The sequence below is a fragment of the Pedobacter sp. genome, from assembly GCF_040513095.1.
Lineage (GTDB): Bacteria > Bacteroidota > Bacteroidia > Sphingobacteriales > Sphingobacteriaceae > Pedobacter.
In genome coordinates this window covers 32,595-57,965 of record NZ_JBEVDX010000158.1, presented here as the reverse complement: position 1 = coordinate 57,965, position 25,371 = coordinate 32,595, and the positions used below count along the sequence as shown (strand labels likewise).

Sequence of the window (25,371 nt, the reverse complement as noted above, 5' to 3'; positions counted from 1 at the left end):
GAGCATACATTCCGGCAGAACTGGCCGAAACCTGAGGCAGATAAGCTGCCTTTAAACGCATGCTATCAATCCTGTTTGCCTGATGCTGATTGGCGTAATCTTTTATCAGCGGACTTCGTTTGGCGGCTTCATTCAAAAAATAATCAATGTTCCGCAGAGGTTCCTGCGCCTTTAGCATAAGCATGACCGAAGACAGCAGAAATAACAGAAGAAGATCTTTCTTAAAATGTCCCATCATATTTTAACGAGCGCCCAAGATTAAAATGTGCCGCTAAAAGCCAAACCGGCAGCCCTTTGCTGATACATTGGCACCACTGAATAACGCATACTCTGCTTACCGATTAGAAATTTTTTAAGGTGCGGATAGAGCAAATAAGCTACTTTGGTTGACGCGATACCGAATCCCGCTCCTGCTACTACATCACTAAGCCAATGTTTATTATTGTATAACCTGAGTACCCCGGTTGCAGTCGCAACCGTATAACCTGCGTAACCAATCCATGGCGAAACATCGCGGTATTCCTGATTTAAAAATTCGGCTGCTGCAAATGCATTCGCAGTATGTCCTGATGGAAAAGAATAGTTATTGGAACCATCCGGACGGGGCCTGTCTGCCCAATGTTTAACAACTGTTGTAGAAACACCCATTATGCCAACCGACAACACATATAATGCAGTCTGATCAGCAATATTGTGCTTGCCTTTCACTCCAGCGAGGTTTAATCCATAAACTGCGACCATCGGTGCATACTGCAGAAAGTTATCCAGGTGATGGGCAAACAAAGGATGATCTTCCTGAATTTCGGCTTTGGTACTAAAGTCCAGCTTCCTGATTGCGTTATTGCCCAGGGACAAAAGTCCGTAAGAAACGAATACTGCAGGGACAATAAATGACTTAAGTTTAGGCGGATTCTGACCGCGCATTTTTAGGATTGATTCCTGTTTTGCGACAACAGAATCCTGTTGCCCTGAGGGAATAGTCTGGGCTGAAACCAATCCAGGCAAAACAGTTACCAGGATAAGGATGTGGTTTTTAATGTAGCTTAAGAGTTTCATGTACTGATGTTTATAAACTCGCTTCCTGCGATTGGCAGTAAAGGAACAGCAGAATACTGAAGAAACTCTGGATTTGGGATCTCAGTTAAAAATAATCAGCAATGCTTAATATTACTTTTCCGAGTAATGATTTGTAAGCTGGACTATCAAGTTGTCCTGCTGCATGATGATTTTCTTATGGGCAAGTAAAAGCTTGTGCTGAGTTTTAACTATATCTTGTATTGAAGTAGTTTTGCCGGCATCCATTTCCGGGCTTTTCAGTACAGTAATCAAATCATCGGGTTCAAAAAACTGAAAGAAGTTTGTCTTCAAAAAAACGGAAATCTGAATCAGGGAATTGACGTCAATGGTTTCCATTTTGAAGAAATCTTTCAGGTAAACATTTTTATGGCGCATTGCCTTAACGAAATTGCCATGAGAAAGGCCCTGTTTATTCATTTCCTTCCAGATTAGCATTCCAATTCGTTCTTTCATAGCAGTATAAGTTTCTCTTTGAAGGTTTATTATTGATGCATGCCGCCATTTTTAAAAAGGTCATAGGCAGTCTGATAGTTTGCAATCGCTCTATCCACCACATTTGAGGATAACCTAGCGGGTATTTGTTCGTTTTTTTCTTTATTATAGATATAGGTGTCTGCCTTTTGCTGCGGCCCAAGAATGACCAGGCTGTCCTGGCTCAGATAGGCGAGCTTTTGATAAGTTCCCAGCACTGCCCTGGGATGATAACCAGCATCGAGAACATTTTTACCATAAAGGTTACTTTGGTACGTCCATCCAAGCAGGCTAAATAAGGTTGGGTAAAGGTCAATCTGCGAACACATTTTAGAAATTACCTGCCTGCCATCCCGTGGAAGGTTAAGTATGATACAGGGGATATGATACTTGCTGATATCAATTTCATTTTTACCTGCACTGGAGGCACAATGATCTGCAACGATGATTATTACCGTATTTTTAAACCAGGGCCTCAGTTTGAGATGTTCAATAAATTTCCCAATTGCATAATCAGTATAGCGGACCGCTCCTTCCCTGCCGCTGCCCGAGAGCTGAGTGATTTCACCGGAGGGGTAGGTAAATGGACGGTGATTAGAGGTAGTCATAATAAAATCGTAGAATGGCTTCCCTTGCTTGTACTGCTGATCAGAACCTCTGAGAACTGCATCAAACAAATCCTCATCACTGATACCCCACGCATTTTCGAAATGTACCTGTTTATCTCCAATGATTGTCCTTTTCGTTTTATAAGTATCTCCCATTTTAAAATTCCTTCCGCGATCGGTAATGTCAAAACCATTGCTTCCAAAATATTCGTTCATATTATCAAAATAACCATCCCCGCCGTAGTAAAATGTCCGGTGATATCCTTCCTGTTCAAAAACGTGTCCTACGGTAAACAGGTTTTGATTGCCCGGCCTTCTCACGATACTACTTCCCGGAGTGGGTGGAGCAGATAAGGTTAAAGCCTCCATACCCCTTACTGTTCTGGTACCTGTAGCATACATATTGGTAAATGACACCCCGGTATCAGCCAAGGAATCAAGCACGGGCATTAGTTTTTGCTTATTGCCAAAATGCTGCATAAAATCTGCACTCAGGCTTTCTACGGTAATCATGATTATGTTTGGCTTATATACTGGCCCCGGATTTGAAATAATCCTCCTGATGGAATGACCGGCTTTCAGAAAGCGGCTGTTATGCTCTTTAAGTTCTGTCCTGATTACATGGTAAGCTTCATTCTTTGGCAGTAACGAATAAAAGTCGTTGTAACTGAGCTCATTATTTTTGAAGGCAGCAAAAAACGAATATATACCCGCTTTTGACAATTCATTCTGGTATCTGTTGGAACTGGTGTCAGCAAAAGAATTGCTTAGTAGAAGGGGTATACTAACTGTAAGTACCAACAGGCTTCCTGAGAAGACTGCTCTTGTCCTGAATGGTAATCTGTTATGAAATGCTAAAGTGAATACTTTCGCTTTGGCAAAAAACCAGATGAGTACCAGAACACTAAGCAATACACCAGCAATCAATAGCGGCAAGGGGTAAGATTCGTTGATATTATTGATTACTTCATAGGTATAAATAAGGTAGTCTACAGCAATGAAGTTAAAGCGGCTTTCAAATTCCTGCCAGAAGGTGATCTCCGCAAAGAAAGTGAAGAAAGAGATAAAAAGCAGCAGGAACAGCCAGGTGTAAGTGACCAGTTTATCGCCTTTTGTACCCGTCCACCTTGAAGGAAGCAGCAACAAATAGAGATTATAAACAGCGACCAGAAATAAGCCCACTGCAATATCATAAACAAAACCCAGGACATAAAGATGCACTATTGATAAAATACCAAAACTGGTTTTCGGCAGCGACACTAATAAAAGCCCTGTTCTAACTAAGAATGAACAAAATATGAAAGTCGCAAAGAACGAAAACAGTACACTGTACCTACCTCTAAAGATCATTTTAACAGATAAATTGATAATGAGGCAAGGTAAAATCCAATTCTGTACAAATTCTGGATTTAAGATATGCTGCTCCTGCTAAAACAACTCAAGCCCTTGTGGAAAATCACTTACTTGACAGATTGCGGCATCAACTAAAATATCCCTGGATTAATAGGCAGGGATCTCCGGGTCTTTTGCAGAATCCTCTTTATGATCAAATTTCAGGTTTCCAAACTTATAACTGAAGGTAATACCTAAGGAACGGTAAGGAACTTGTCTTAAAGCATACTGCATGTTACCAGCCTGAATAATAGCAGTATTCTGATTGATATACTTATTGAAAGGATCAGTTGCACTCAGCCCTATACTTGCTTTTTTGTTCAGCAACTGCTTCCGTACAGCCAGGGTATAGAACAGAAAGGAAGCATTGGTACCCTGAATACCTACCCTTGGAGAATTGTAATTTCCAAAAACCTCAGCTGAAAGGTCTTTTGGGAATTGATAGGCTACGTTGAGGTTAATCTTATATTCAATTCCATCTGTATTCTGTTCAAGCCCTTTATAATTGAAGATGATCGCTTTGCGGATAATCATCCCGTTGGAACGCAAGGTAAGCTTACTGGTTAGCGGAACACTTAGATATACATTAGGGCCAAACCTGTTCTCGCCGCCGGTATTGATCCTGCTGGTGTATGAAACATTGGTATAAGTAATGTCCCCCTCTGAATAACTGGGATAGAAATCTGTAAAAGTTTTCAAATCGTCACCATTATGCCTGTAGAAAGCCGTAACATTCAATGAAGTTCCATCCTTAAACGATTTACTATAACCCAGTTCAAAATTATTGCCGATCTCCGGTTTAAGTGCCGGATTTCCGGAAGAAATATTATAGGGGTCACTGCGGTTGACGAAAGGGTTCAGTTCATCATAATCCGGGCGCTCCATCCGGCGGCTATAGCTGATTTTTAACGACTGCGATTCATCAATCTTTCTGGAGATTACCAGTGAGGGGCTCAGGAAACCAAAGTTGGGGATAGTAGTATTGGCAAAGTCAGTATGGTTGACCGTATATTCATATCTTAAGCCGGCTTTGATATCCAATGCGTTGAATGCTTTAAATGAAGTTGACAGGTAGTAGGCAAATATATTCCTGTCGTACTTAAAGCCGTACGACTGTAAAGGATCAGGAACGTAAGACTGCGACGGTGCATCATATAACTGCGCATTTATCACACTGCTGATGGTTTTCAGAAAGGCCTTTCCTCCCGTCTCTATGCTGAAGTCTTTGGTAACCGGATGCGTAAAATTAAGCTCGAAACCAGTTTCCCTTACCTTTCCTGGGCTGCTGCTGCTGGCTCCTGAAGATGGGGATACCGGGTTTGTATAATCCTGGATCTGGTTGAAGCTGGAATGATTGGTCTCTACATTGGACTGATACAGGAAATTAAGTTCCTGATCTTCTTTTTTGAACTTTTTCTTGTACCCGAGGCTCCACTGAATTGTATTTCCATCAGCGCGGCTGCCCGCAGTACGGTTAGAACTAACATTTAAGGGCAAACCATCGCTGCCAAGAGACGTCTGCAGCTGGTCAGCCAGGTCCCTGCTGTTGTTGGCAGTCTCATTGTACCCGAGCGAAGCTGTCAGGTTATCTTTTGGGCTAACATTCCAGTCGAAACCGATCCCTGTCTGGTAACCATTTCTTTTCGCCCTGTTAGACCCACTCTGGTTAAGTAAATCCAGGCCATCACTGTTAGTCAGCCGCTTCTCATTCAAAGAAGTTGTGTTGCTCTGCCTGTTGCCGCTAAAAAAAGTGTTTATCCCAAAATTGTTTTTACGGGCATTCAGGTTAAAAGACCCATTGCTCAGTCTTGTTCCTGCGGAAAGATTGACGGTTCCATTTACGCCACTGACGTTGTTATCCTTTAATATGATATTGACTACACCGCCGGTACCCTGTGCGTCGTATCTGGCACCGGGATTGGAAATTACCTCTATATTTTTGATCTGACTTGCAGGGATAGAGGCAAGTGCATCACTGAGGCTCGCGCCAAATGTACTGGAAGGTTTGCCGTTGATCAGGAAGTTTATTCCGGGACTGCCCAACAGCTCTACATTCCCATCAATATCCACAGTCAGGGTAGGCACCTTCTTCAGGACATCAATTGCCGAACCTCCCTGCGCACTCAGGTCATTTGAAGGATCATAGACAAGCTTGTCAATTTTGTTCTGCACCGTTGGTGTTTTACCTGTAATCTGAACTACGTTCAAAGCCTTCTCTGTACTGCTCAACGCAATACCCTGCAGGGCCGCAATGGGTTTCTGCTGGCTGATGATGATGTGTTCTGCAGCATAAGACCGGTACCCCATGAATCCGATGCTGATCCTGTATTCTCCAAAAGGCAGGTTACTGACTGTGAAATAACCTTTTGGATCGGATGCTGTGGTTTTTACAACAGTCTGGCTATTTTGGAGATAAATGTATATCGTTGCATAATCTATAGGGAGCTTTGTATCAGCATCTATAATTCTGGATGATATTTTTCCGGCGGCTGTTTGTTGCTGGGCCCTCAGACCAAAACACAGACAGGCAATAAAAAGGGATGTGAGCAGATATTTCATTATGCAGGTTTGTCTGAAACAAAAAAACCATACAAATCTGTAGAGTTTCTGTAGGTGGGGACAAGTTTTTTAAACATCCCAGGTTACAGTGAAAACATGTTGCTGACCCGCGAAAGCGTATTGAATATTTAAACCGGAATGCTCGCAGATTTGTTTCACGATTGAAAGCCCAAGACCATTAGACTTGCTATACTGGGATTCTTTATAAAACCGGCCAAATAGTCTTGTGGTATCCAGGCCATCCAGTTTAGCTGTATTTGCAATCCGCAATTTTCCGGGTGCAAGCGTGATATCAATCTGCCCCTTTTCAGTGGTATGCCTGCCGGCGTTACTTAAAAGGTTATTCAATAAAATATCGATGAGTTCCGGATTGGCGACGATGCTGGCCGTATTTAAAACAGTATGAACGCTGATGTGGTTTCCTCTCCAGAATTCATTGAACTGCTCCAGTTTTTCTTCCAGTTTGTCCTTCAGACTGATCTGCTCTACACCAGTAAACTGCTGGTTCTCAATTTTCGCAAGTAACAGCAGCGACTGATTGAGTTTTGCAAGTCTCGTCACCGCGGCATAAGCACTTTTTAAGCTGTCGCTCTGTCCTTCTGATAAGTCCTCATCCTGGATGACAAGATCAAGCTTTGAGCGGATAATAGCGAGAGGCGTCTGTATTTCGTGTGAGGCATTTTCGGTAAACTCCTTCAAAATTCTGTAGTCGTCTTTAGCGCCGCTAATCGCCTGTGAGAGGATTGCGTTCATCACGGCAAACTCCTCAATATTTGTTTCAGGCAGTATGTGCGCCTGCTGGCTGCCCAATCTAAATCCCTTCATCTCATCCAGAGATGCATAAAAGGGCCGCCATAGCTTTTTCAATATCAAACGGTTGAGCAAAACAGTAATGCTGATCATCGCTAAGAGAATAACCAAAGTACTGTACACCAACGTTCTTGTGAGCAGTTTGGTTCCCTCGAGCGGTTTAGCAACAGTAACTTCATACCATACCCCATTCACGCGCTGTGAAAATACAATTAGCCTGAACATTTCAGATTTGCGGTCATCATGATTGTAAATCACTGCCTGGCTGATCACTTTTTCACGGTAATGTCCTGTTACATGGTATTCAACCTGCACCTCCTCAAAATTCTTAAAAACAGGCAGAGAGTCATTTTTACTTACATATTTATGTACCTGTTTTTCATATTTTCCCAGTGCCTCATCTACCTCATGGACAAGAACTTTACTCAGCAATATGTAATAAACAATACCCACAATTAAGAATAAGCCTGCCATTGCAGCCATACTTATGCGGTTATATTTTGTAAATAATTTCATCCTTTTTATTCTGATGGCATAATAAATTTATAGCCCATGCCATAAACCACCTTAATATAGTCAGGAGAACCGGCATTCATCATTTTTTTACGCAGGTTTTTAATATGGGAGTAAATAAAATCATAATTATCCGACATATCGATGTCATCGCCCCAGAGATGTTCAACAATTGCCTCTTTTGTTACTACTCTGTTCTTATTACTGATCAGGTATAGCAGCAGTTCATATTCCTTGCGCGTCAGGGGTACAGTATCCTTTCCGTACTTCAATGATTTATCTGAAATATCCAGCACAAATTCGCCAATCCTGATCTGATTGCGCCCGCCAAAAGATTTGCGCCTGATAATAGCAGAAACCCTGGCCCCAAGTTCCGGTAAATGAAAAGGTTTGGCCAGGTAGTCATCTGCACCTGTATTCAGGCCGATGATTTTATCATCCATCGAATTTTTTGCACTGACGATCAGTACCCCGTCAGCCTTATCCATCGATTTTAGCTCAGTCAGGATATCAAGGCCGTTTCCATTTGGTAATGTGATATCCAGAATAATACAGGAATACTCATTTAAATGGATTTTTTCAATTGCACTATGATAGTCATATGCAGCTTCACAGGTAAATTGTTCCGTGGTCAGATACTTACTGATACTATCCGAAAGTTCAGTTTCATCCTCTATAATTAATATCTTCATCCTTCTTTAATGTATTACCGGTATGGAGTAATTGTATGTACTATCTGACAAAGTAAGCATCAAAAACTGAATTTATTCTGATTTTACATCAGGAATTCCCAGGCCTCTGCATATTTGGACACTCGCATAAGTGTAGGAGCTGCCAATCATCACAAAGCCGCAGCTACAGGCGTATTGTTACATTCAAAATCGGGAAACTTCGATTTTTATTTTATTTTTGGTTATTCTCTGTAATGCCAACACCAACGATAAACTATAATATGAACTGATGAAAAAACTACTATTCATTCTCGGCCTTTGTCTGGCATTTGCTGTACAAACGAAAGCCCAAACCTATACACCCACGGCCGGAAATCTCGCCGCCAGAAAGACTTTTCAGGACCTGAAATTCGGGTTATTCATTCACTGGGGAATTTATAGTGAACTAGGGCGGGGCGAATGGGTGATGAACACCGACCATATCTCCTACAATAACTACAAAAAGCTTGCAGATTTTTTTAATCCGCAGTCTTTCAGTGCGCGCGACTGGGTTAGGTTTGCCAAGAATGCAGGAATGAAGTACATCACTGTCACTTCGAGGCACCATGACGGCTTCAGCATGTTTGGTACCAAAGAATCAGCCTATAATATTGTAGATGCTACACCTTACCACAAAGACCCTATGATGGAACTGGCTAAGGAGTGCGCAAAAGAAGGAATCGAACTCCACTTTTATTACTCGCTGCTCGACTGGGGCCGCCCCGACTATGCCTACGGGAGCAGGATTGTGGACGGTAAACCGGAAAAAGGCGATTGGGACAGCTACATCAGTTTTATGAAAAAACAGCTGACTGAGCTGATTACCAAATATCCGGGCGTAAAGGGTATTTGGTTTGACGGACACTGGGAACGCAAAAATGTGGACTGGCATTATGATGAAATCTATGGCCTGATCCACAAGCTGAACCCCTCAATTTTAGTAGGCAACAACCACCACCTTGAACCAAAACCCGGAGAAGATTTCCAGATGTTTGAAAAGGACCTTCCGGGAAATAACCTCACCGGCTTTAGCGGAGAAGCAAAAATCGGGGAACTGCCGCTGGAAACCTGCGAAACCATCAACAAAAGCTGGGGATTTGACCTGTCAGACAATAACTACAAATCTACAACACAACTCATACACTACCTTGTAGGTGCTGCAGGGAGAAACGCTAATTTCCTGCTGAATATCGGCCCTATGCCTGATGGAAAGATCCAGCCGGAATTTACGGATACAATGGCTATCGTAGGAAAATGGGTGAAACAGAACGGCGAAAGTATTTATGGTACCCGCGGAAATATTGTTGCACCGCAGCAATGGGGTGTAGTTACCTATAAAAACAAAACCTTGTATACGCATATCATGGTCTGGCCGCAGGAGAACTATATTTTTATTCCGAAATTAAAGGCAAAGATCAGTAAAGCTGTACTGCTGGCCACAAAAACTGCTGTGAGGTATAAACAACAGGAAGAAGGTGCGTTTCTATATTTAGATGGAATTAAACCCGCCCCTTACGATACTGTAATCCAGCTGACTACAAATTAAAATTTACCAGAGCCGGCAGAATAACCTGCGGTATTAAACTGAATATATGATAAAGCCCCTGAGGATCATTTGCCTGCTGTTTTTGCTGAAGCCACTCTCCGGCAGCGGACAAGAAACGAATGGGGTACAGAAACAAGCAAAGACATCCTTCAGCTACAATTTTAGCAAGGGTAAAGCGGGTAAAGGAAGCATAAAGGTAAGTCCTGGAGACATTTACTCAGCAGCAAAAGGTTATGGATATGATCTGGGTACTCAACCGGGAACCCAGGCCTTTTATTTTTCAGTACAGGTACCGGAAGGTAATTATAGTGTTACCCTGAAACTTGGAAACCCTGCAAGCGCAACCCTCAGTACCGTAAAGGCAGAATCCCGCCGGCTGATGCTTGAAAATGTATCCACTGCCCCCGGAAAGTATATCACCAAAACATTTACCGTCAATATCAAAGACCGCAGAATTGCCGGTGGCGGACAGGTAAGCCTGAAACCCAGGGAACTGACCAAGCTCGACTGGGATGATAAACTTACTCTTGAATTTGATCTGAAAAGCACTGTACAGAGTATCGACATCCGTAAAACTGACGATCAGGTAAATGTTTACCTGGCAGGCAACTCTACTGTGGTAAACCAGGATGAAGAACCATGGGCTTCCTGGGGGCAGATGATTCCGCGCTTCTTTAAACCCGGGGTAGCCATCGCCAATCATGCCGAGTCAGGTTTATCCCTGGGGAGTTTTATCGGGAGTAAACGACTGGAGAAAATACTGAGCATTATCAAACCTGGTGATTATGTGTTTGTTGAGTTCGGACACAATGACGAAAAGGAGAAAGGCCCTGAAGACGGCCCCTATAAGTCTTACACTGCGCGCTTGCACCTGTTTGCAAAATCCGTAAAAAGCAAAAATGCCCATCTTGTTATTCTTACCCCTACCGCCCGAAGGTCATTCAATGCTGCCGGAGTAATGGAAAATTCTCATGGCGATTACCCTGACGCAGCCAGAAAGGTGGCTCAGGAAGAAGGACTTCCCCTTATAGACCTGACGGCAATCACAACGAAACTGTATGAAACGCTGGGTCCCGAAGGTTCAAAAAAAGCATTTGTGATTTATCCCGAACAGCAGCTGAACGACAATACACATTTTAACCCCTATGGAGCCTATGAAATTGCGAAGATCATAGTACAGGAGATTAAAACCAAAGTACCTGAGCTGGCAGCGCATCTTTATGCAGTGCCAGCTTTTGATACCGCACACCCTGATCCTTTTGCCTTATTTAGCTGGCCGGCAAGCCCTAAAGCCAGCCTTGTAAAGCCCGACGGGAATTAATAGTTTTTGAAATGCAGAACGTGCCCCGATAAAAACCCCTTTATTGGGGATTTTTTTTTAGAAGGGGAAACCTCTCTTTTGCCAGGAACATTTAGGAATATGGTGATAAGAGTTACCATGCATGTTTAAGCATTTCAAAAATCAATAAAACCCTTATGAAAGTCTCAAAAAACAATTTTTCTTTCCTTAAACTGGCAGGTGTTGCCGTGCTGGTAATTACGCTGATGATCGGTAGTGCATGCAAAAACGATGATGACATTCCTCCATTGCGACAAGCCAAAGTAAAAGTCATTAACGGTATCTATGATAATCCGGGTTATGTGATCAAAGTAAATGGTAAAATACTTAGCAGTATTCCGCTCGCCTACAGGAAATCAACAGCGTACACAGCTATCCCAGCCTCTGGTCAGGTATTAACTGCAACAGAACAAGGAACCAATAACGTGGTTGTAAGCAGCAAACTAAAAATAGCAGAAGGTACAAGTGCTTCATTTTACCTTGTTCCGCAAACTGCAACATCCAAAGCTACCAGCTTTCTGATCGCAGACGACCTGAATAATGTTACAGCTAACAAAGCTAAAGTCCGTTTTGTGAACCTGAGCCCCGATTCAGAAAACCTCGATTTGCTTGTAAACGGTAAAACAGTTAAAACCGCAACAGGCATTGGATTTAAAGAAGCAACTTCATTTGTTGAAATAGATCCTGTACAGGGAGCAACATTTGAAATCAGAAAAACCGGTACAGACCAGATCCTGGCTAAGTCTGCAGCAGTAGATGTGAAAGAAGGCCAGTTTACAACCCTTTGGTCTGTAGGGCCTCCGGTACAAACCAAAAGAGGTACACAGATTGCACTTGGAGTAATAAACAATCAGTAAATAACGGGCAATTTAATTACGACGGCCATTCCTGATTGCAGGCCCCATACCAATTTGGGCCTGAAACCAGGGATGGCCTTTTATTTTAAGCTGAATATCAGGTTGCGCAAACGCTGGTTAAGGCTGCTTTTTAAAATGTAGCCCGAAGCTCCTGCAGTAATCAGCTCAAGAATCCGCTCTTCATCTTCAAAGACTGTCTGGATAAGAATGTGTATTTCCGGCAACTCCCTTTTTAATTGTTTGATGGTATCAATTTCCGGAATTTCAATATCCATCAGGATTACATCCGGTTTGGACAGCAGCACTTTTTCCACACAGTTCAGCGCATTGCCATAACTGCCTACCACCTCAAATGAAGGGTCTGTTTTTAACAGTAAAATAATACTGTTCCGAATGTTTTTGTTATCATCAAAAATTGCTATACGAGTCCTCATGTCGTTTGATTTTAATATATGACAAATATTTATAATTCTACTTTATCCTTACCAGCAGCTGAACAACCGTCCCTGAACCAGGCCTGCTGCTGATAGATAGTTTTGCCTTGAGCTCTTCAGCCCGCAACCTGATATTATTCATTCCGTTTCCTCCCATTGATCCTGTTACGTCACCGCTATAATCGGCATCTGATACAAAGCCAATACCATCATCCTTGATCAGCACCTCAATCGTATCATTCACTACTTTGAGCTCCACTTCCAGGTTTTTACATTCTGAGTGTTTGATGGCATTATTTATCGTCTCTTTCAGAATCAGGTACAGGTTTTTCCGGATCCAGGTTGTCGCAATGTTTTCCTGACCTTTAAGACTATGTTTAAAACTGAAATTGATATTTTTTACATTACACAAAGGCCTTGCATAACTTTCGATCCTGGATATAATACTGATCAGGTTATCATTTTTAGGATTGATAGCCCATACGATATCTGCCATATCATTGATCATTTCATTTGCCGTAACGCTGATGGTTTCCAGGATATTATTTAACTGGTTTGCCTTCTCCTGCCCCTGGTAGATCCTGGCCACCTCGCTGTACACAGAAATACTGCTTAAGGTAGACCCGATCTGATCATGCAGGTCCTGGGCTATTCCATTCCTGATGGCCTGTTGCTCCAGTAAGTTATTTACCCGGTACTGGTAAAAGAAATAGGCGATAGTACAGGTAATAAAAATCATGAGGACAGAAAACCACCACCTTAACCAGAATGGAGGATTGATGATGATGACTATCGACTTATAGTTTGATAAATCATCTTCCTTCCAGTTGCTGGCCTTCACTTTGAAACGATATTTACCGCCTGAAAGGTTGGAGTAGTTTGCAAAATTATGCTTGCCTGCCCGGATCCAGGATCTGTCGGCCCCTTCCAGCATATAAGAATAAGTAACGTTTTCGCCGGTATACTCCGGGGCCGAAAATTCTATGGAGAAAAAATTCTGGGAGTAATTTAAAACTATAGTTTTTTGGTTGAGCCAGTGACTGAACGACTTGTTGAATATCTTAAAGTCGGTAAAAAACACTTCAGGAGAAGTGGTTATCCCGTCAATTTTTTCAGGATCGAATGAGATAAAATAATTGATCCCCGCAGCATACATGTGGCCCTGTTTGTCATTATAAATAAAGCCCCTGAGCCCTTCTGAGCTTTGCAGGAAGGGAAGCTCATAACTCGAGTAAATTTTTGTGCCTGTATCATATTTATGTACCTGACCGTTGCAGATCATCCACAGGTTATTATTGCTGTCTGACGTTAATCCCTCTATTAGATTGCTTGAAGAACTGATATGCGTGAACTCTCCCCGCTTTCTGTTAAAGAAATTGAGGCCTCCGCCATAGGTGCTTACCCAAAGATCGCCTTTTTTGTTCTCCAGGATATCCTGTACATTATCACCGCTAACCGAGTATCTGTTTTTAATATCAGTTGAAAAATATTTGATAGGCGGATTGCCATTCCGCTGCCAGCTCCCCAGGCCAAATTTATTGGTAGCCAGCCAGACATCGCCTTTGCGGTCTTTATAGATTTTCCGTATCAGGTTATCTTTGATGTTGAACCTGGCAATGATATTCTTTTGCGGATCAGCCCTTGATATCCATTTACTGTCCTGCAAATCATAATATGCAACATGATGGCCATAGGGCGATACCAGCAGTACCGGATGTTTGTCGATCGTATCGCGCACAATAGAAACAATGCGCGAACTGAACAGTTTGGACATTACAGGATCATCCTCCGTATGAGGAAGTTCCGTCACCGTGTTGGATTCAGGATGGTATTGAAACAAAGTATAATCAGTACCAATGTAAAAGGTATTGTCCTTGTCTATAAAGAACTTTGTAACGGCAAGTTTCAGTCCTTTATATTTTACCTCTCTGTGCTCCAGCAAATTGCTTTCAGGATCTTTGGTAAATATGCCTTCACTGGTACCAATCCATAGTTTTTTCCCGGCATCTTTATAAAAATCGTACACTACAATATTGTTACTGCTTGTTTTTGGCAGCCAGTATCTGACGAAAGGAGAGAACAGTGGATTATACTTGTTCAGCCCGTTATCTGTACCCACCCAAACTACACCTTTATGGTCAATATACACCACATTGGCGTGATCGTTAGTCAGTGTACCTTCAATAAAGGGATGATGCCTGAGGTTATAAACCTGATGTGTGAAACGGTTATATACCGTTAGCCCGGTGTTTTTACCTGCCATCCATACCTGGCCTTTGTTGTCTTCGGCAAAGGAAACAAACTCATCAGCCGGAATCCCTGCCGGCGCATTTTCCGGGGTAACACCAAGATCAAGCGGGTTCGACGGCGAATAGTTATAGACTTTATTGTCCCAGGATCCCAGCCAGAATGTTCCGGTTTTGTCCTTATAAATTGCAGGTACAGCACTATGTGCTAAACTGCCGTATAAATTATAATAACGTCTGTCTTCGCGGGCCATCAAAGTTTTTGTATTGATCTTTAGGAGGCCTACGCCGGCACGCCCAACCCATAATATATCCTTATCACCTTTTGCAAATGACAGAATCCATTTTGCCCCTCCGGGTACGGGAACATCAAATTTTTCTGTTTTCTTATTGAACCTAAGAGCATAACTGTCACTGCTGGCCAGCCATAAGTTGCCCTGGGCATCCTCTGTGATTTTGTTGATGCCATTTTCAGCTATACTTTTGGGGTTATTTCTATCATGCTTAAATTGCTTAAACTGCCTCAAAGGGGGCAGCCTGTAATCATATCTTGTGATTCCGCCATCTTTTGTTGCAATCCAGAGCAGCCCGCTTTTGTCTTCATAAAGATCTGTAATGATATTCCCGGAAAGTCCGTAAGCTATTTTTGGTTCGCTCCTGAAGACGGTGAAATATCTGCCGTCATATCGGTTTAAACCATCCTCAGTGCCAAACCACATAAAACCCCGCTTGTCCTGCAGGATACAGTTGATTTTTTTATGTGACAGCCCCTTTTCTGTTCCTATTTTTGTAAAATACGGATCAAACCTTTGGGCTAAAACAGTATGACACAAAAGGATGCCAATTAAAAAAAATCTTATATGCATGGTAAACACAGCTGCTGCTATTCAAATATTTGAGAAAAGTAGCTATTATTTAATGGCAGGAACATCCCCTTTAACGGGGATATTTAAATAATAATTTCTCAGTCATAAAAAGCTGTTTCAATTCAAAAAAATCAGCAGGCTATACAAAAGCAATATAATTGCATTTACATTTGCGGCATGAAATCATTTATAAAACATGACAGACTGGATCACCTGGGAATAACAGCTTCTATCGCCTGTGCGGTACACTGCGCTGCATTGCCCTTAGCGATTACTGCGCTGCCCATGCTTGGACTGGAATTTTTAGCAAATATCTGGGTAGAGATTTCAATGATTTGCCTTTCCCTCCTGATAGGGATTTTGTCCTTACGCCTCTCTTATCCAAAACATCAGAAAGTGTTACCGGTATTGATACTTGTGATGGGTTTTCTATTCATAGGAACCGGGCATTTCGTATTTGAACGCCTGGAAGCGGTAATTGTGCCTATCGGTGGGTTTACCATTGCGGCGGCGCACCTGCTCAACTGGAGGTACAGCCGCAGCTGTAAACATCAATAAGATTTTTGCTGGTAACTTCCAAACAGCTTGACCAGCCTGTCCGGATAGTTTGAAATGATGCCATCTACACCCAATGCACCCAGGGCCTCCATATCTTTTACCTCATCTACCGTCCATGGCAGAATCTGCATTTTCATGGCATGCACTTTATCAACCATGGCTTTATCTACAGAGGTATAATATGGGCTGTAAATATCAGGTGTAAAACCAAGTTTTTGGAGGTCTGCATCCACTCCACCTTTTCCATAAGCCAGTATCGCCTGTTTCACCTTTTTTAAACCTGCAGAATCAAGTCCCTGTTTATTCAGCTCTGCTGTCAGGTCCATCTTACCGAAAGCCAGTAATGAAAGCCTGATTTTTGGTTCCCTCTGATGCAGGATCTGCAGTGTCCTGATATCAAAGGACTGTACAGTCAAACGTTTGCCCAGGTTCTTAGGACGGAGTACTCCCATCATTGCAGCAACAAAAACATCCGGTTTAGGATTGTAAATACCATCTCCTGCAGGAGAGATTTTTGTCTCGATGTTATAAAAAACAGGTTTAAGTTTATTCTTTTTTACATAGGCTTCTACGCTGTCAATCAGATCGCCCAGCAAGGGCCTGTAGGTTTTCATTTTTACCTGTTGCGGGAAATGAGGGTGCGGCTTGCTCCCTGCATCAAAACGGCTGATACTGTCATAGTTCATCTTGTACAGTGCCATTCCCATCTGTTCTTCTTTGCTGATATCAGTGCCGTCAGGCTTACGCATAAAATCAGAAGCCATATAGGCATCATGTGAAACTACAACTTTGCCATCAGCAGATATCACTACATCAAGCTCCAGTGTTTTTGCGCCTGTTTTAATACCATTGAGCATCGCAGGAATTGTATTTTCGGGCATCAAGCCCATTCCGCCGCGATGTCCCTGAACATCTAATTTCTGTTGTCCAAAAGCAGTTCCTGCAACCAGGATCACTGCACCAAGTGTAATAAATATTTTTTTCATAGCCAGGTTTTTCACAGCGCTAAACTACTGAACATCCTGTTTGATAAAGGTTAAGGCAATATTAAATCATTGATATGCGATTAATTCAGGAATTTATAAGGTTAGGCATAACAATTGAACAAGTACTGAAGCAGCCTTATTTTAGCCGATGTTCAGGAACTATACAATTGATAAATTACATGCCGGTCACTATTCTGAAATTCTGAATGTCTGGGAAACCTCTGTGAGGGCAAGTCACGATTTTTTAAATGAAGCCGACATACTGACTTATAAATCGGTTATCGAAAATACCTATCTGGAGCAGCTGCAGTTATTCGGTGTGCGTATAGAAAATCGCCTTCTTGGGTTTATTGGCGTGGGCGACAAATCTATCGGACTCCTGTTTGTCCTGCCAGACACTCATGGAATGGGCATAGGACTCTCGCTTGTAAACTATGTATACCAGCATCTGCACATCACCGAAGTGGATGTAAATGAGCAAAATACCAGGGCCTATGATTTTTACAGGCACCTGGGCTTTGAGGTAACTGAAAGGTCAGAAACAGATGCCATAGGAAAGCCCTATCCTGTACTATCCATGAAACTGGGCGCGTAAATCCTCACCTAATAAGGGGATTTTTACCTTCCAAATATCAGTTTCAAATCAAATTTAAATCTACAACACATTGAATATCAATGAATAGATAATCAATTCTCATCTTCACCATTACGCGTAGGAGAACACAGCGCATTTACTACAGGTATTATTTCCATATTTTTACTGAAAGAATCAAAAACTCTCTCATTTAAATATAATACTTTCTCGCGAACAAAATTTAGTACTGAGAATTAACAATTATTATTCATATTTAATTTAAACATCTTGAAAAAACAATTATCTGGCTTTAAAAGTACTATGACGGTGCTTTTTATCCTGGCTGTGGCCTCTGCGTGCGAAAAAAAAGAAAGTGATCAAAATGCAGAGGTTTCAGTAACCCCGAAAAGCGATGCCGCATCAACCTTAAAACGAACAGCAAATTGCAGGCATCACTGTTGATTATGTCAAAGTATTTAAGCAAACAGCAATCTAGATAGTACAGCTGATGTAAATGTGTCACCCCCCGTTGGGGTGATACGTTTGTTCAAAAATTAGTCGAGCTTCAGTTTAAAGATCAGCGGCCAGTTTTTACCGGTGACATATAAAAGCTGATTTGTTTTGTCCCAGGCAATGCCATTCAGCACGCTATCACTGGATTTGGGAGTATAAGCCGGAGCATATTCAGAGAGCAGCCCAAAGCAATCAATCGTCCCAACTACATGACCGGTAGCCACATCCACCTTCAAAATTTTTGTGGTTTGCCATTTATTCACATAGATAAACCCGTTTACATACTCCAGCTCATTGAGATTATCTACAGTGCCCAGGTCATCAGTTACCTGAATCTGCCCAACCACAGCGAAAGACTGCGGATCAAGTTTGTAAATGATAGAACTGCCTACACTGGCATAAATGTTTTTACCATCATTGGTCATCCCCCATCCTTCATACGGCCACTTAAACGTACCTACGCTTTTACTAAGGTCATTCAGGTTATATACATACGCTATATGGTTTTGATAAGTAAGCTGGAAAAGCTGGTTATTGAGAATAGAGATGCCCTCCCCGTACATTGACTTATCCTTAAGCGGAAATTTCTTCTGCACCTTTCCAGTTGCGGTATCAGCGATGGAAATAAACGAATTTTCAAAAGTTCCTGTGCCTTCGTAAAGCTTGCTGCCATTCAGTTCAAAGCCTTCGGTATATGCCGCAGTATCATGTGGCAGCGTACCCACCATTTTGTAACTTATTACTTTTGGAACGAGGCTGCTGTCTGCAGTGACTGCAGTAGTTTGTGTATCTGATTTCTTATTCTGACAGGAAACAAGGACAACCACTGCTGACCAAAGTAAAAAACTATATTTTTTATACATTATATGCTGATTTCGGAGCTTGCTAAGCTGCCGGAAATATATTAATATTATCTGATATTGTTATTCAGCGGCAGGGAGAAACAGAAAGTGGAACCTGAATGTTCCTCGCTGTCTACCCAGATCTTGCCGCCTTCCTGCCTGATGATTTCAGCAGAGATAAATAAGCCAAGCCCCATGCCCTGGTAAGAATAGGATTCTGCTGTACTCACGCGGTAAAACTGATCGAATACCCGGCCAATATTTTCCTTGCTGATCCCGATACCGAAATCCCTGACACAGAATACTACATCTGTCATCCGCTGAGCAGTAGTGATCAGTATCCTATCCCTGTCAGGTGAGTATTTAATCGCATTGGAGATCAGATTGTTCATCACCTGGCTGATGCGCATTTTATCACAAAAGATATTGCCCATAAATGTGAGGTCCGTTTCAATCGCATGGCCATTCTCCTGAAAATCCAAATCCCGGATGTTGTCTGTGACGATTTCATTGAAAGAATGATAGTCCCGCTTGAAATCCAGCCGGTCATTACTGATCTTGCTTACATCCAGCAAATCTTCGAGCAGGATCGTAAGCCTTTTCACCTGTCCGGTAAGGCGTGTCATCATATCGGCCTTCTGCAGATCGCCCTCTTTTTTTAGCATCCTTTCCAGTAACTGGGCGTAGGCTTTAATACTTGTTACAGGAGTTTTGAGCTCATGACTGGCAATGCTGAGAAAGTTATCTTTTTGATACTGCAATTTACGCTGTGCTTCTATCCCTGCAGTTTCCTTGGTGATATCTGTTACTATACCCGCAAATTTCTCTATGGTGTGTAGATCCTTGTATAAGGCTTTGCCTGTAAAATGCAGCCACCTCAATTCAGTACCGGGCAGGATTACCCTGAAACGGCAGTCGCAATTCCCTTCACTTTCGCTGTGAAATGTATTGATAAAAGCGTTATACACATCTCTGACATCGTCTGGATGAACATTTTTCAGTGTGTTTTCAAAGGTAAGTCCAAGCTCATCATCCAGGCCAAAAAGTTCCCGCCCAAAAGTGTCCAGTACAAAAGAGTTATTCTCCATGTCAAAGTTCCAGGTACCAATTCCGGCAGACTGAAGGGAAAAATTAAGTCTTTCCTCTGAAGCTGCAATCTTTTGTTTGGCCAGCACCAGTTCAGTGACGTTTGTGGCAGAATGGATGATACCTTCTATATTTCCATGCATATCCTTTAAGGCCCTGTAGGTGAAATCAAAATAAAATGTTTGCAGCCGGCCATCAACTTCTAATACAGCAGCAGCTGATTTGGCAGAACAGGTTTCGCCCGTATGGTATACATTCTGCAGCAAGCCTATGAAAGGCTGCCCCTCCAGTTCGGGCACTGCTTCCATCAGTGGTTTACCAATCACAGAGGGGTCCTTGCCCCAAAAGCCGATCATAGCTGCATTAGCCATAACAATTTCCATTTCAGGACCGTTATAAATAGCTGTAGCACCAGGGATATTTTCGAACAGGATCTTATACCTCTCTTCTGCGGCCTTGAGTTCTGTCCGAATATTTTCCATAGGTTGATAAAAAAATGGTGATAAGATTAAATATTCTTGGGGTTATAGGCACCATTTTCGCGGTCATTGTTATAATTCAGCGCATCATTGCCCTTTGCATTCTCTTCTGATGGCTTAGTATTTTCCGGAGATTCGTTTTCATCCGGTGATTCATAACTGGTATCAAAGCCCGGATCTACGCTCGGGTTTTCGAATTCAACTTCTTCCTGCTCTTCAGCATTAGATGGAACTTCCGGCTCTTTCAACTGGTCTTTTTTTGGGTCTTCATTATGATCTTCCATATCTTGATAGATTATTTCCTTTGCTAAATGGTATCAGAATGATAACAAAGATTATATATATTGGTTTTCAGGAAAGCATAATGAACAGATAAATTATAAAAAAGAATTTTGTAAATTACAGCATGAACCAAATAGCTGTCACCATTATCTCCGCCATTATTTTTCTTTCTGCAGGCAGGTCTGCTGCCCAGACCACTTCCAGTCAACCCAGCGCCACTTTGAATCATATCGCTATATATGTGTCTGATTTGAATAAAAGTGCTGCTTTTTACGGCAGCGTGCTCAATCTCCAAAAGATAGAAGAACCTTTTAAAGATGGCAGGCATGTGTGGTTTACCCTTGGAACAGCCGGGCAGGTACATTTAATCAGCGGGGCAAAAACTTCTGCCAGCTATGATAAGAACGAACATCTATGTTTCAGTGTTTCTTCGATCAGTGATTTTATCGCAAAGCTGGATCAGCAGCATATCGATTATATCAACTGGGAAGGAACAGCAAAAACACCTACGGTCAGGGTGGATGGTGTGAAGCAGATTTATTTCCAGGATCCTGACGGGCACTGGCTGGAAGTGAATGATCAGAAGAAATTCCAGTAAAAAAGGAAATGCCTGTAATGATTTCATCACAGGCATTTCTGGCAGCTACTTTATTGCTGTGATTGTGAAGTTAATCCCTACAGGATTATTCTTTACCTGGCAGATCAGCGGAAAGTCCGGATCATTGAGTATCCACAGTTCTCCGTGTTCTTCCACACCCACAACATGTAAAACATCCAGTTCCCTGTCACCTGCTTTAAATACCGGCTGATTTCTGCTGGATTGCAGCACATAAGTGGTATTGTTGTAAATGAATTTTTTGTCCTTTTTCAATGCCCTGAATGCAGCTTTTGAGATTACTGCAAAAGTTTCATCAGGCGCAAGCCGCAACACCGTTGAGGCAGCGGGCTGTATAAAATTAAGCTTAGTTCCATTCTCAAATCCTTTTTTGGAAACCAGATAACTTCCGAAGGCCATTCCCCTCAGGTTCCAGTCGAGCTGAACACTATCCGTGACAGACTTAACCGTCATGCCGATGGCTACCGTCTGTCCGTAGAGGAAAAACTTATAATCGAGTTTTGTAGCCGGTTGAATGGTGGTACCCTGCTGCTGTGCAATAGCTGAAGTAAATAACATACTCAGCACTAATAGATATGTGAATCTCCTGATCATGGTTTAAGGCTTATAGGTGGTAAAATCCGGGTTCCCCAGGCTGAAGGTCTGGCGTCCATTTCGAGCACAAGTTCGCCGCCTTTCAGGATATCCTCATGATTGATCCAGGCCTGGTTAAATACCTTACCATTTAGTCTCGCAGACTTGATATAAATATTCCTGCCGGACAAGCCGCGGGCAGTCACTTTAAAATCCTTACCATTCTCCTGGTGAAAAACAGTCTGTTTCACTAAGGGAGAGTTGATCAGGTAATAAGGCTGACCGGCATTGGGATATAGCCCGATCATATGAAAAGCCAGCCAGGAAGACATAGCACCTGAGTCATCATTTCCTGGAAGTCCGTTGCGGCTTGTATTGTAACTTGCGGCAATGATCTGACGGATGCGCTCCGAACTCAGGTCTGGCCTACCTATCCAGTGGTATAAAGTAGGTGTAAGGAAAGAAGGCTCATTCGCTACGTTATAAAACTTTTTATCAAAGAAGGTATCGAGTCTTTTTCTGAAGGCATCGTTGCCGCCCGACTTTAAGATAAGGGCCGGTACTTCATGAGGGATACTAAATGAATATTCCCAGGAAGTTCCTTCATAGAAGAACCCGCACCAGTGACAGGCATACCATGGTGTTTCGTGCGTAAGCGGTGTATAGATATAAGTGGGATGTTGTATTTCAGAATTCCCGTAAGGGATAGTGTCAAGCCATTTGCCATCTGCATCCCTGGGAAGGATAAACCCTTTGGAACCTTCATGGGTGTAATCGTCACGCCAGAGGTTTCTCCAGTTGGCGGACTGTTTGATGAAACGGTCAAATATTCTTTTGTGTCCCAGCCCCTTTGCTACTGTTGCAATGTTATAATCATTATAGGCATAATCTACAGTACGGTTGCCAGATCTGACTACTGAAAAAGGAACATAACCCAAACGGTTATATGCTGTTAAACCGCCGCGGCCTTCCTGCTCCTCATTTCCTCCAGGAGGTACTGTAGCATCTTTCAGCATCGCTTCAAGACCCAGTTCATAATCAATCCCTTCGAGTTTTTTTACATATGCATCTGCAATCACCACTTCGCCATGCGATCCGCCCTGCGTTCTTCCGTTGGCATTACCACTTCTGCCATCGGGCAGATAACCGTCATGTTTATAAATATCGATGAGTGCGTTTACTATCTCCGCTTCCCTTTTGGGCGAGATCAGTGTGATCAGGGGATTAGAAGTCCTGAAGGTATCCCAGAGCGTGTAAAAATCGTCATAGTAAGGCTGATCATTTGTCCATAAAGGATTTTCGCCTGTACGGTTAACCGGCATCAGCATCGTATGGTAGAGCCCGGTGTAGAACAATTGTTTCTGCGTATTGGTAGACTGGGGGTCTATCGCAATTCTGCTGAACAAAGCTTCCCATTTGTTTTGCAGTCCCGTCAGGACCTGCTCAAAATTCCAGTCAGGGAGCTCCTGCATGATGTTGGCTTTCGCTTTCAGCGAACTTACGAAAGAGATACCGATCTTCATGTTCAGCTGCGTGGTGCTGCCACCCAGGGCCAGCAGCAATCCTGTTTTCTCGTTACTGTCAAACTGTACAGCAACACCCGGATAAAGTCTCCCGCCCTTCCAGCTGGTATAGGAAGTTACCGGCTGATCAAGCACAGCATAAAAAAAAACTGTATAAGCCCTTCCATTGTTCCATCCTGCACGGATACGGCTGTAACCCCGAATCTCCGTAGGCGAAACCAGTTCTATTTCTGATCCAACAAACTGCTGTGCTTCCCTGGCATCAGGTACCGGCTGCTCGCCAAGAAAAAACCCGGCATCAATCTTCAGTGATTTATTTTGGGCAGCCGGATAACTGAACTTATAAAATGAGGCTTTATCTGCAGTGGTAATCTCTGTTTTAACCTGATTTTTCTTTAATACTACGCTGTAGTAACCCAATTTTACCTTTTCGTTTTCGCGGAGCGATGACTGCTCCTGACTATCCAGCGCACCGGTGAAGGGCATCACCTGGATATTGCCATACTTAGGCCCGCCCCCGGTTCCACTCACATGAAGCTGACTAAATCCGGTAACGGGTACAGGTTCCGGCAGCCATCCGCTATTTGGAGCGGTACCACAATCCGGTGAGGGTTTTACCATACCGAAGGGGTAAGAAGGGCCGATAAAGACCCGTCCTAATCCTTCGGAACCAATCATTGGATCTACAAACGAATAATGTTTTTCCCCATCTCCGTAGGAATGCTGATCCTGCGCTTTGCCTGGAACTGACCACAAAGCTGCAGCGATGATCAGTGTACTGATTGCCTGGTATTTCAAGTTCTAATTGTTAAATAAGGGATTTAATCTAAAATATTTGCCGTCTTTAAAGCTCACTTCATAGTCAGATTTAAAATGGGTACTTTTCTGGTAATAGTCAGTAGTAATGATCTGGGCACCTGATGCACAGGCAGCATCAAAGGCAGAACGGTCATTTGCGCGTGCTTCCTGGGTGTCAGAATCTGCACGGGTACGGATGATATATCCTTTTTTCACCAATGCAGGTATTTCCTGACTTTTAGCATTGTTGATGATCATCATTGCTGCTTCCGGCCTGCCGGCAGCGGCGTTAGCAAAAAGCGTTCTCCCTTTCAGCGAAGGATGGCCTTTGATATACAGTTCCATCTTTTCGTCTTTAGCATCCAGAATAAATATAAACTTGCCTTTTGCCGCTTTCAATGTCGGCCAGTTATCGTGTAACACCGCATCCTCCAGAGTTTTGTATTGACCATGTACCTGATCCGGAGTGATGACCTTGTTCTTGCCAAGGGTATTTATGATTTCCTTATCCAGCTGATCAAATGTTTCAGCAGTAAATTTCTCGGGAGCACTAAAGCCCTCCCCTTTCATGATATTATCCTTTGCTTCAAGCGTAATGAAGATTGGTGTGTGGTCAGGGTTGGCTTCAGACCATTGTTTCAGTTTCTCCAGGCCGCCTTTGAAGGTAAGAAAGTCACTGCGGAAATCCAGGTCCTGGATATGAAAAACTTTAAATCCGGGTGCATTCATTTCCTTGTTTACATCATATGGCGCCTGATCAGCCGCCCAGTCGAGCCCACGTGGATGTGCATACTTTCCGCCTTTGGCATCCGCATATACATCGATCTCCAGGTTCCTCAGCCCTTTGTCGAGCTGTTGGGTAACTGGGATATGTTCGTAATCGATTCTGCTTGCTGAAACTGAATCCTTCTTGGCGAAGGTTTTAAACAAGTGCGGGTCAATAGCTACTTTGTAACTGTTATGCGAACCGATCACCTGGATCTTATTGATAGGAAGGTTATCACCATCACCTGGTGTAAACGCAGAAAGCGCAATGAAAAGACTTGCGCAGGATAGAGTTTTTAACATACGATTTGTTTTGAAATAGAAACAGCCGGTACTTGACCGGCTGTT

At 42.8% G+C, this 25,371-nt stretch carries 22 protein-coding genes; 6 read left to right on the top strand and 16 right to left on the bottom strand.

Going from position 1 to position 25,371, the window contains the following annotated elements:
* The 7 genes from ABWY16_RS17645 to ABWY16_RS17615 all read right to left on the bottom strand — a co-directional run.
* On the bottom strand, positions 1-238 hold a 238-nt coding region (locus ABWY16_RS17645), incomplete at its 3' end, for a hypothetical protein (protein ID WP_353905981.1).
* 20 nt (positions 239-258) lie between these two features.
* Positions 259-1,056, bottom strand: coding sequence for a phosphatase PAP2 family protein (locus ABWY16_RS17640; RefSeq protein ID WP_353905980.1), 798 nt, complete (start codon positions 1,054-1,056; stop codon positions 259-261).
* Positions 1,057-1,167: 111 nt separating this feature from the next.
* Positions 1,168-1,530, bottom strand: a complete 363-nt coding sequence (locus ABWY16_RS17635) for a hypothetical protein (RefSeq protein WP_353905979.1) — start codon at positions 1,528-1,530, stop codon at positions 1,168-1,170.
* 29 nt (positions 1,531-1,559) lie between these two features.
* On the bottom strand, positions 1,560-3,416 hold the full coding sequence (locus ABWY16_RS17630) for an LTA synthase family protein (RefSeq protein ID WP_353905978.1): 1,857 nt from the start codon (positions 3,414-3,416) through the stop codon (positions 1,560-1,562).
* 240 nt (positions 3,417-3,656) lie between these two features.
* Entirely contained in the window at positions 3,657-6,107 is a 2,451-nt protein-coding gene (locus ABWY16_RS17625; RefSeq protein WP_353905977.1) for a TonB-dependent receptor, read from the bottom strand.
* Between the two features lie 69 nt (positions 6,108-6,176).
* On the bottom strand, positions 6,177-7,433 hold the full coding sequence (locus ABWY16_RS17620; protein ID WP_353905976.1) for a sensor histidine kinase: 1,257 nt from the start codon (positions 7,431-7,433) through the stop codon (positions 6,177-6,179).
* A 5-nt stretch (positions 7,434-7,438) separates the two neighbouring features.
* The gene (locus ABWY16_RS17615; protein ID WP_353905975.1) at positions 7,439-8,122 is read right to left on the bottom strand and encodes a response regulator transcription factor; all 684 of its coding nucleotides are present in this window, start codon (positions 8,120-8,122) and stop codon (positions 7,439-7,441) included.
* A 268-nt stretch (positions 8,123-8,390) separates the two neighbouring features.
* On the opposite strand from ABWY16_RS17615, the gene ABWY16_RS17610 reads away from it, so the two are divergent.
* The 3 genes from ABWY16_RS17610 (at position 8,391) to ABWY16_RS17600 (ending at position 11,882) form a co-directional block, all read left to right on the top strand.
* Positions 8,391-9,686, top strand: coding sequence for an alpha-L-fucosidase (locus tag ABWY16_RS17610; RefSeq protein WP_353905974.1), 1,296 nt, complete (start codon positions 8,391-8,393; stop codon positions 9,684-9,686).
* Positions 9,687-9,732: 46 nt separating this feature from the next.
* Positions 9,733-11,007, top strand: coding sequence for a rhamnogalacturonan acetylesterase (locus ABWY16_RS17605; protein WP_353905973.1), 1,275 nt, complete (start codon positions 9,733-9,735; stop codon positions 11,005-11,007).
* 155 nt (positions 11,008-11,162) lie between these two features.
* Positions 11,163-11,882 carry a DUF4397 domain-containing protein gene (locus ABWY16_RS17600; protein WP_353905972.1) on the top strand — a complete coding sequence of 240 codons (720 nt, stop codon included), beginning with the start codon at positions 11,163-11,165 and terminating at the stop codon, positions 11,880-11,882.
* Positions 11,883-11,962: 80 nt separating this feature from the next.
* Here ABWY16_RS17600 and ABWY16_RS17595 read toward each other — a convergent pair whose 3' ends face one another.
* Together ABWY16_RS17595 and ABWY16_RS17590 are read right to left on the bottom strand one after the other, a co-directional pair.
* The gene (locus tag ABWY16_RS17595) at positions 11,963-12,316 is read right to left on the bottom strand and encodes a response regulator (RefSeq protein ID WP_353905971.1); all 354 of its coding nucleotides are present in this window, start codon (positions 12,314-12,316) and stop codon (positions 11,963-11,965) included.
* A gap of 37 nt (positions 12,317-12,353) precedes the next feature.
* Entirely contained in the window at positions 12,354-15,428 is a 3,075-nt protein-coding gene (locus ABWY16_RS17590; protein ID WP_353905970.1) for a ligand-binding sensor domain-containing protein, read from the bottom strand.
* 177 nt (positions 15,429-15,605) lie between these two features.
* Here ABWY16_RS17590 and ABWY16_RS17585 point away from each other — a divergent pair, with 177 nt between their 5' ends.
* On the top strand, positions 15,606-15,986 hold the full coding sequence (locus ABWY16_RS17585; protein ID WP_353905969.1) for a MerC domain-containing protein: 381 nt from the start codon (positions 15,606-15,608) through the stop codon (positions 15,984-15,986).
* Here the strand turns inward: ABWY16_RS17585 and ABWY16_RS17580 are convergent.
* Positions 15,980-16,972, bottom strand: a complete 993-nt coding sequence (locus ABWY16_RS17580; RefSeq protein WP_353905968.1) for a glycerophosphodiester phosphodiesterase family protein — start codon at positions 16,970-16,972, stop codon at positions 15,980-15,982. The genes ABWY16_RS17585 and ABWY16_RS17580 overlap by 7 nt on opposite strands.
* Before the next feature lie 148 nt (positions 16,973-17,120).
* On the opposite strand from ABWY16_RS17580, the gene ABWY16_RS17575 reads away from it, so the two are divergent.
* Complete coding sequence (locus tag ABWY16_RS17575; RefSeq protein WP_353905967.1) at positions 17,121-17,567, top strand: GNAT family N-acetyltransferase; 447 nt, start codon at positions 17,121-17,123, stop codon at positions 17,565-17,567.
* 533 nt (positions 17,568-18,100) lie between these two features.
* Here ABWY16_RS17575 and ABWY16_RS17570 read toward each other — a convergent pair.
* The 3 genes from ABWY16_RS17570 to ABWY16_RS17560 are packed head-to-tail and all read right to left on the bottom strand — an operon-like array spanning position 18,101 to position 20,750.
* Positions 18,101-18,922: a glutaminyl-peptide cyclotransferase gene (locus tag ABWY16_RS17570; protein WP_353905966.1), complete on the bottom strand. Its 822-nt coding sequence runs from the start codon at positions 18,920-18,922 to the stop codon at positions 18,101-18,103.
* Between the two features lie 47 nt (positions 18,923-18,969).
* Positions 18,970-20,469, bottom strand: a complete 1,500-nt coding sequence (locus ABWY16_RS17565; RefSeq protein ID WP_353905965.1) for an ATP-binding protein — start codon at positions 20,467-20,469, stop codon at positions 18,970-18,972.
* Positions 20,470-20,495: 26 nt separating this feature from the next.
* Positions 20,496-20,750: a hypothetical protein gene (locus tag ABWY16_RS17560; RefSeq protein ID WP_353905964.1), complete on the bottom strand. Its 255-nt coding sequence runs from the start codon at positions 20,748-20,750 to the stop codon at positions 20,496-20,498.
* A gap of 122 nt (positions 20,751-20,872) precedes the next feature.
* On the opposite strand from ABWY16_RS17560, the gene ABWY16_RS17555 reads away from it, so the two are divergent.
* Entirely contained in the window at positions 20,873-21,346 is a 474-nt protein-coding gene (locus ABWY16_RS17555) for a VOC family protein (protein WP_353905963.1), read from the top strand.
* Positions 21,347-21,391: 45 nt separating this feature from the next.
* Here ABWY16_RS17555 and ABWY16_RS17550 read toward each other — a convergent pair whose 3' ends face one another.
* The 3 genes from ABWY16_RS17550 to ABWY16_RS17540 are packed head-to-tail and all read right to left on the bottom strand — an operon-like array spanning position 21,392 to position 25,326.
* Entirely contained in the window at positions 21,392-21,922 is a 531-nt protein-coding gene (locus tag ABWY16_RS17550; protein WP_353905962.1) for a hypothetical protein, read from the bottom strand.
* Between the two features lie 32 nt (positions 21,923-21,954).
* On the bottom strand, positions 21,955-24,258 hold the full coding sequence (locus ABWY16_RS17545; protein WP_353905961.1) for a GH92 family glycosyl hydrolase: 2,304 nt from the start codon (positions 24,256-24,258) through the stop codon (positions 21,955-21,957).
* 3 nt (positions 24,259-24,261) lie between these two features.
* Positions 24,262-25,326: a phosphatidylinositol-specific phospholipase C1-like protein gene (locus tag ABWY16_RS17540; RefSeq protein WP_353905960.1), complete on the bottom strand. Its 1,065-nt coding sequence runs from the start codon at positions 25,324-25,326 to the stop codon at positions 24,262-24,264.
* Between the last annotated feature and the right edge of the window lie 45 nt (positions 25,327-25,371).

What these genes read in the sequence shown, in the direction of transcription:
- ABWY16_RS17610 (WP_353905974.1), top strand. Translation starts at nt 8,391, where the DNA reads ATGAAAAAACTACTATTCATTCTCGGCCTTTGTCTGGCATTTGCTGTA.
- ABWY16_RS17600 (WP_353905972.1), top strand. Translation starts at nt 11,163, where the DNA reads ATGAAAGTCTCAAAAAACAATTTTTCTTTCCTTAAACTGGCAGGTGTT.
- ABWY16_RS17565 (WP_353905965.1), bottom strand. Translation starts at nt 20,469, where the DNA reads ATGGAAAATATTCGGACAGAACTCAAGGCCGCAGAAGAGAGGTATAAG.
- ABWY16_RS17620 (WP_353905976.1), bottom strand. Translation starts at nt 7,433, where the DNA reads ATGAAATTATTTACAAAATATAACCGCATAAGTATGGCTGCAATGGCA.
- ABWY16_RS17585 (WP_353905969.1), top strand. Translation starts at nt 15,606, where the DNA reads ATGAAATCATTTATAAAACATGACAGACTGGATCACCTGGGAATAACA.
- ABWY16_RS17635 (WP_353905979.1), bottom strand. Translation starts at nt 1,530, where the DNA reads ATGAAAGAACGAATTGGAATGCTAATCTGGAAGGAAATGAATAAACAG.
- ABWY16_RS17615 (WP_353905975.1), bottom strand. Translation starts at nt 8,122, where the DNA reads ATGAAGATATTAATTATAGAGGATGAAACTGAACTTTCGGATAGTATC.
- ABWY16_RS17595 (WP_353905971.1), bottom strand. Translation starts at nt 12,316, where the DNA reads ATGAGGACTCGTATAGCAATTTTTGATGATAACAAAAACATTCGGAAC.
- ABWY16_RS17605 (WP_353905973.1), top strand. Translation starts at nt 9,733, where the DNA reads ATGATAAAGCCCCTGAGGATCATTTGCCTGCTGTTTTTGCTGAAGCCA.
- ABWY16_RS17555 (WP_353905963.1), top strand. Translation starts at nt 20,873, where the DNA reads ATGAACCAAATAGCTGTCACCATTATCTCCGCCATTATTTTTCTTTCT.
- ABWY16_RS17550 (WP_353905962.1), bottom strand. Translation starts at nt 21,922, where the DNA reads ATGTTATTTACTTCAGCTATTGCACAGCAGCAGGGTACCACCATTCAA.
- ABWY16_RS17560 (WP_353905964.1), bottom strand. Translation starts at nt 20,750, where the DNA reads ATGGAAGATCATAATGAAGACCCAAAAAAAGACCAGTTGAAAGAGCCG.
- ABWY16_RS17640 (WP_353905980.1), bottom strand. Translation starts at nt 1,056, where the DNA reads ATGAAACTCTTAAGCTACATTAAAAACCACATCCTTATCCTGGTAACT.
- ABWY16_RS17575 (WP_353905967.1), top strand. Translation starts at nt 17,121, where the DNA reads ATGTTCAGGAACTATACAATTGATAAATTACATGCCGGTCACTATTCT.
- ABWY16_RS17625 (WP_353905977.1), bottom strand. Translation starts at nt 6,107, where the DNA reads ATGAAATATCTGCTCACATCCCTTTTTATTGCCTGTCTGTGTTTTGGT.
- ABWY16_RS17540 (WP_353905960.1), bottom strand. Translation starts at nt 25,326, where the DNA reads ATGTTAAAAACTCTATCCTGCGCAAGTCTTTTCATTGCGCTTTCTGCG.
- ABWY16_RS17570 (WP_353905966.1), bottom strand. Translation starts at nt 18,922, where the DNA reads ATGTATAAAAAATATAGTTTTTTACTTTGGTCAGCAGTGGTTGTCCTT.
- ABWY16_RS17580 (WP_353905968.1), bottom strand. Translation starts at nt 16,972, where the DNA reads ATGAAAAAAATATTTATTACACTTGGTGCAGTGATCCTGGTTGCAGGA.
- ABWY16_RS17590 (WP_353905970.1), bottom strand. Translation starts at nt 15,428, where the DNA reads ATGCATATAAGATTTTTTTTAATTGGCATCCTTTTGTGTCATACTGTT.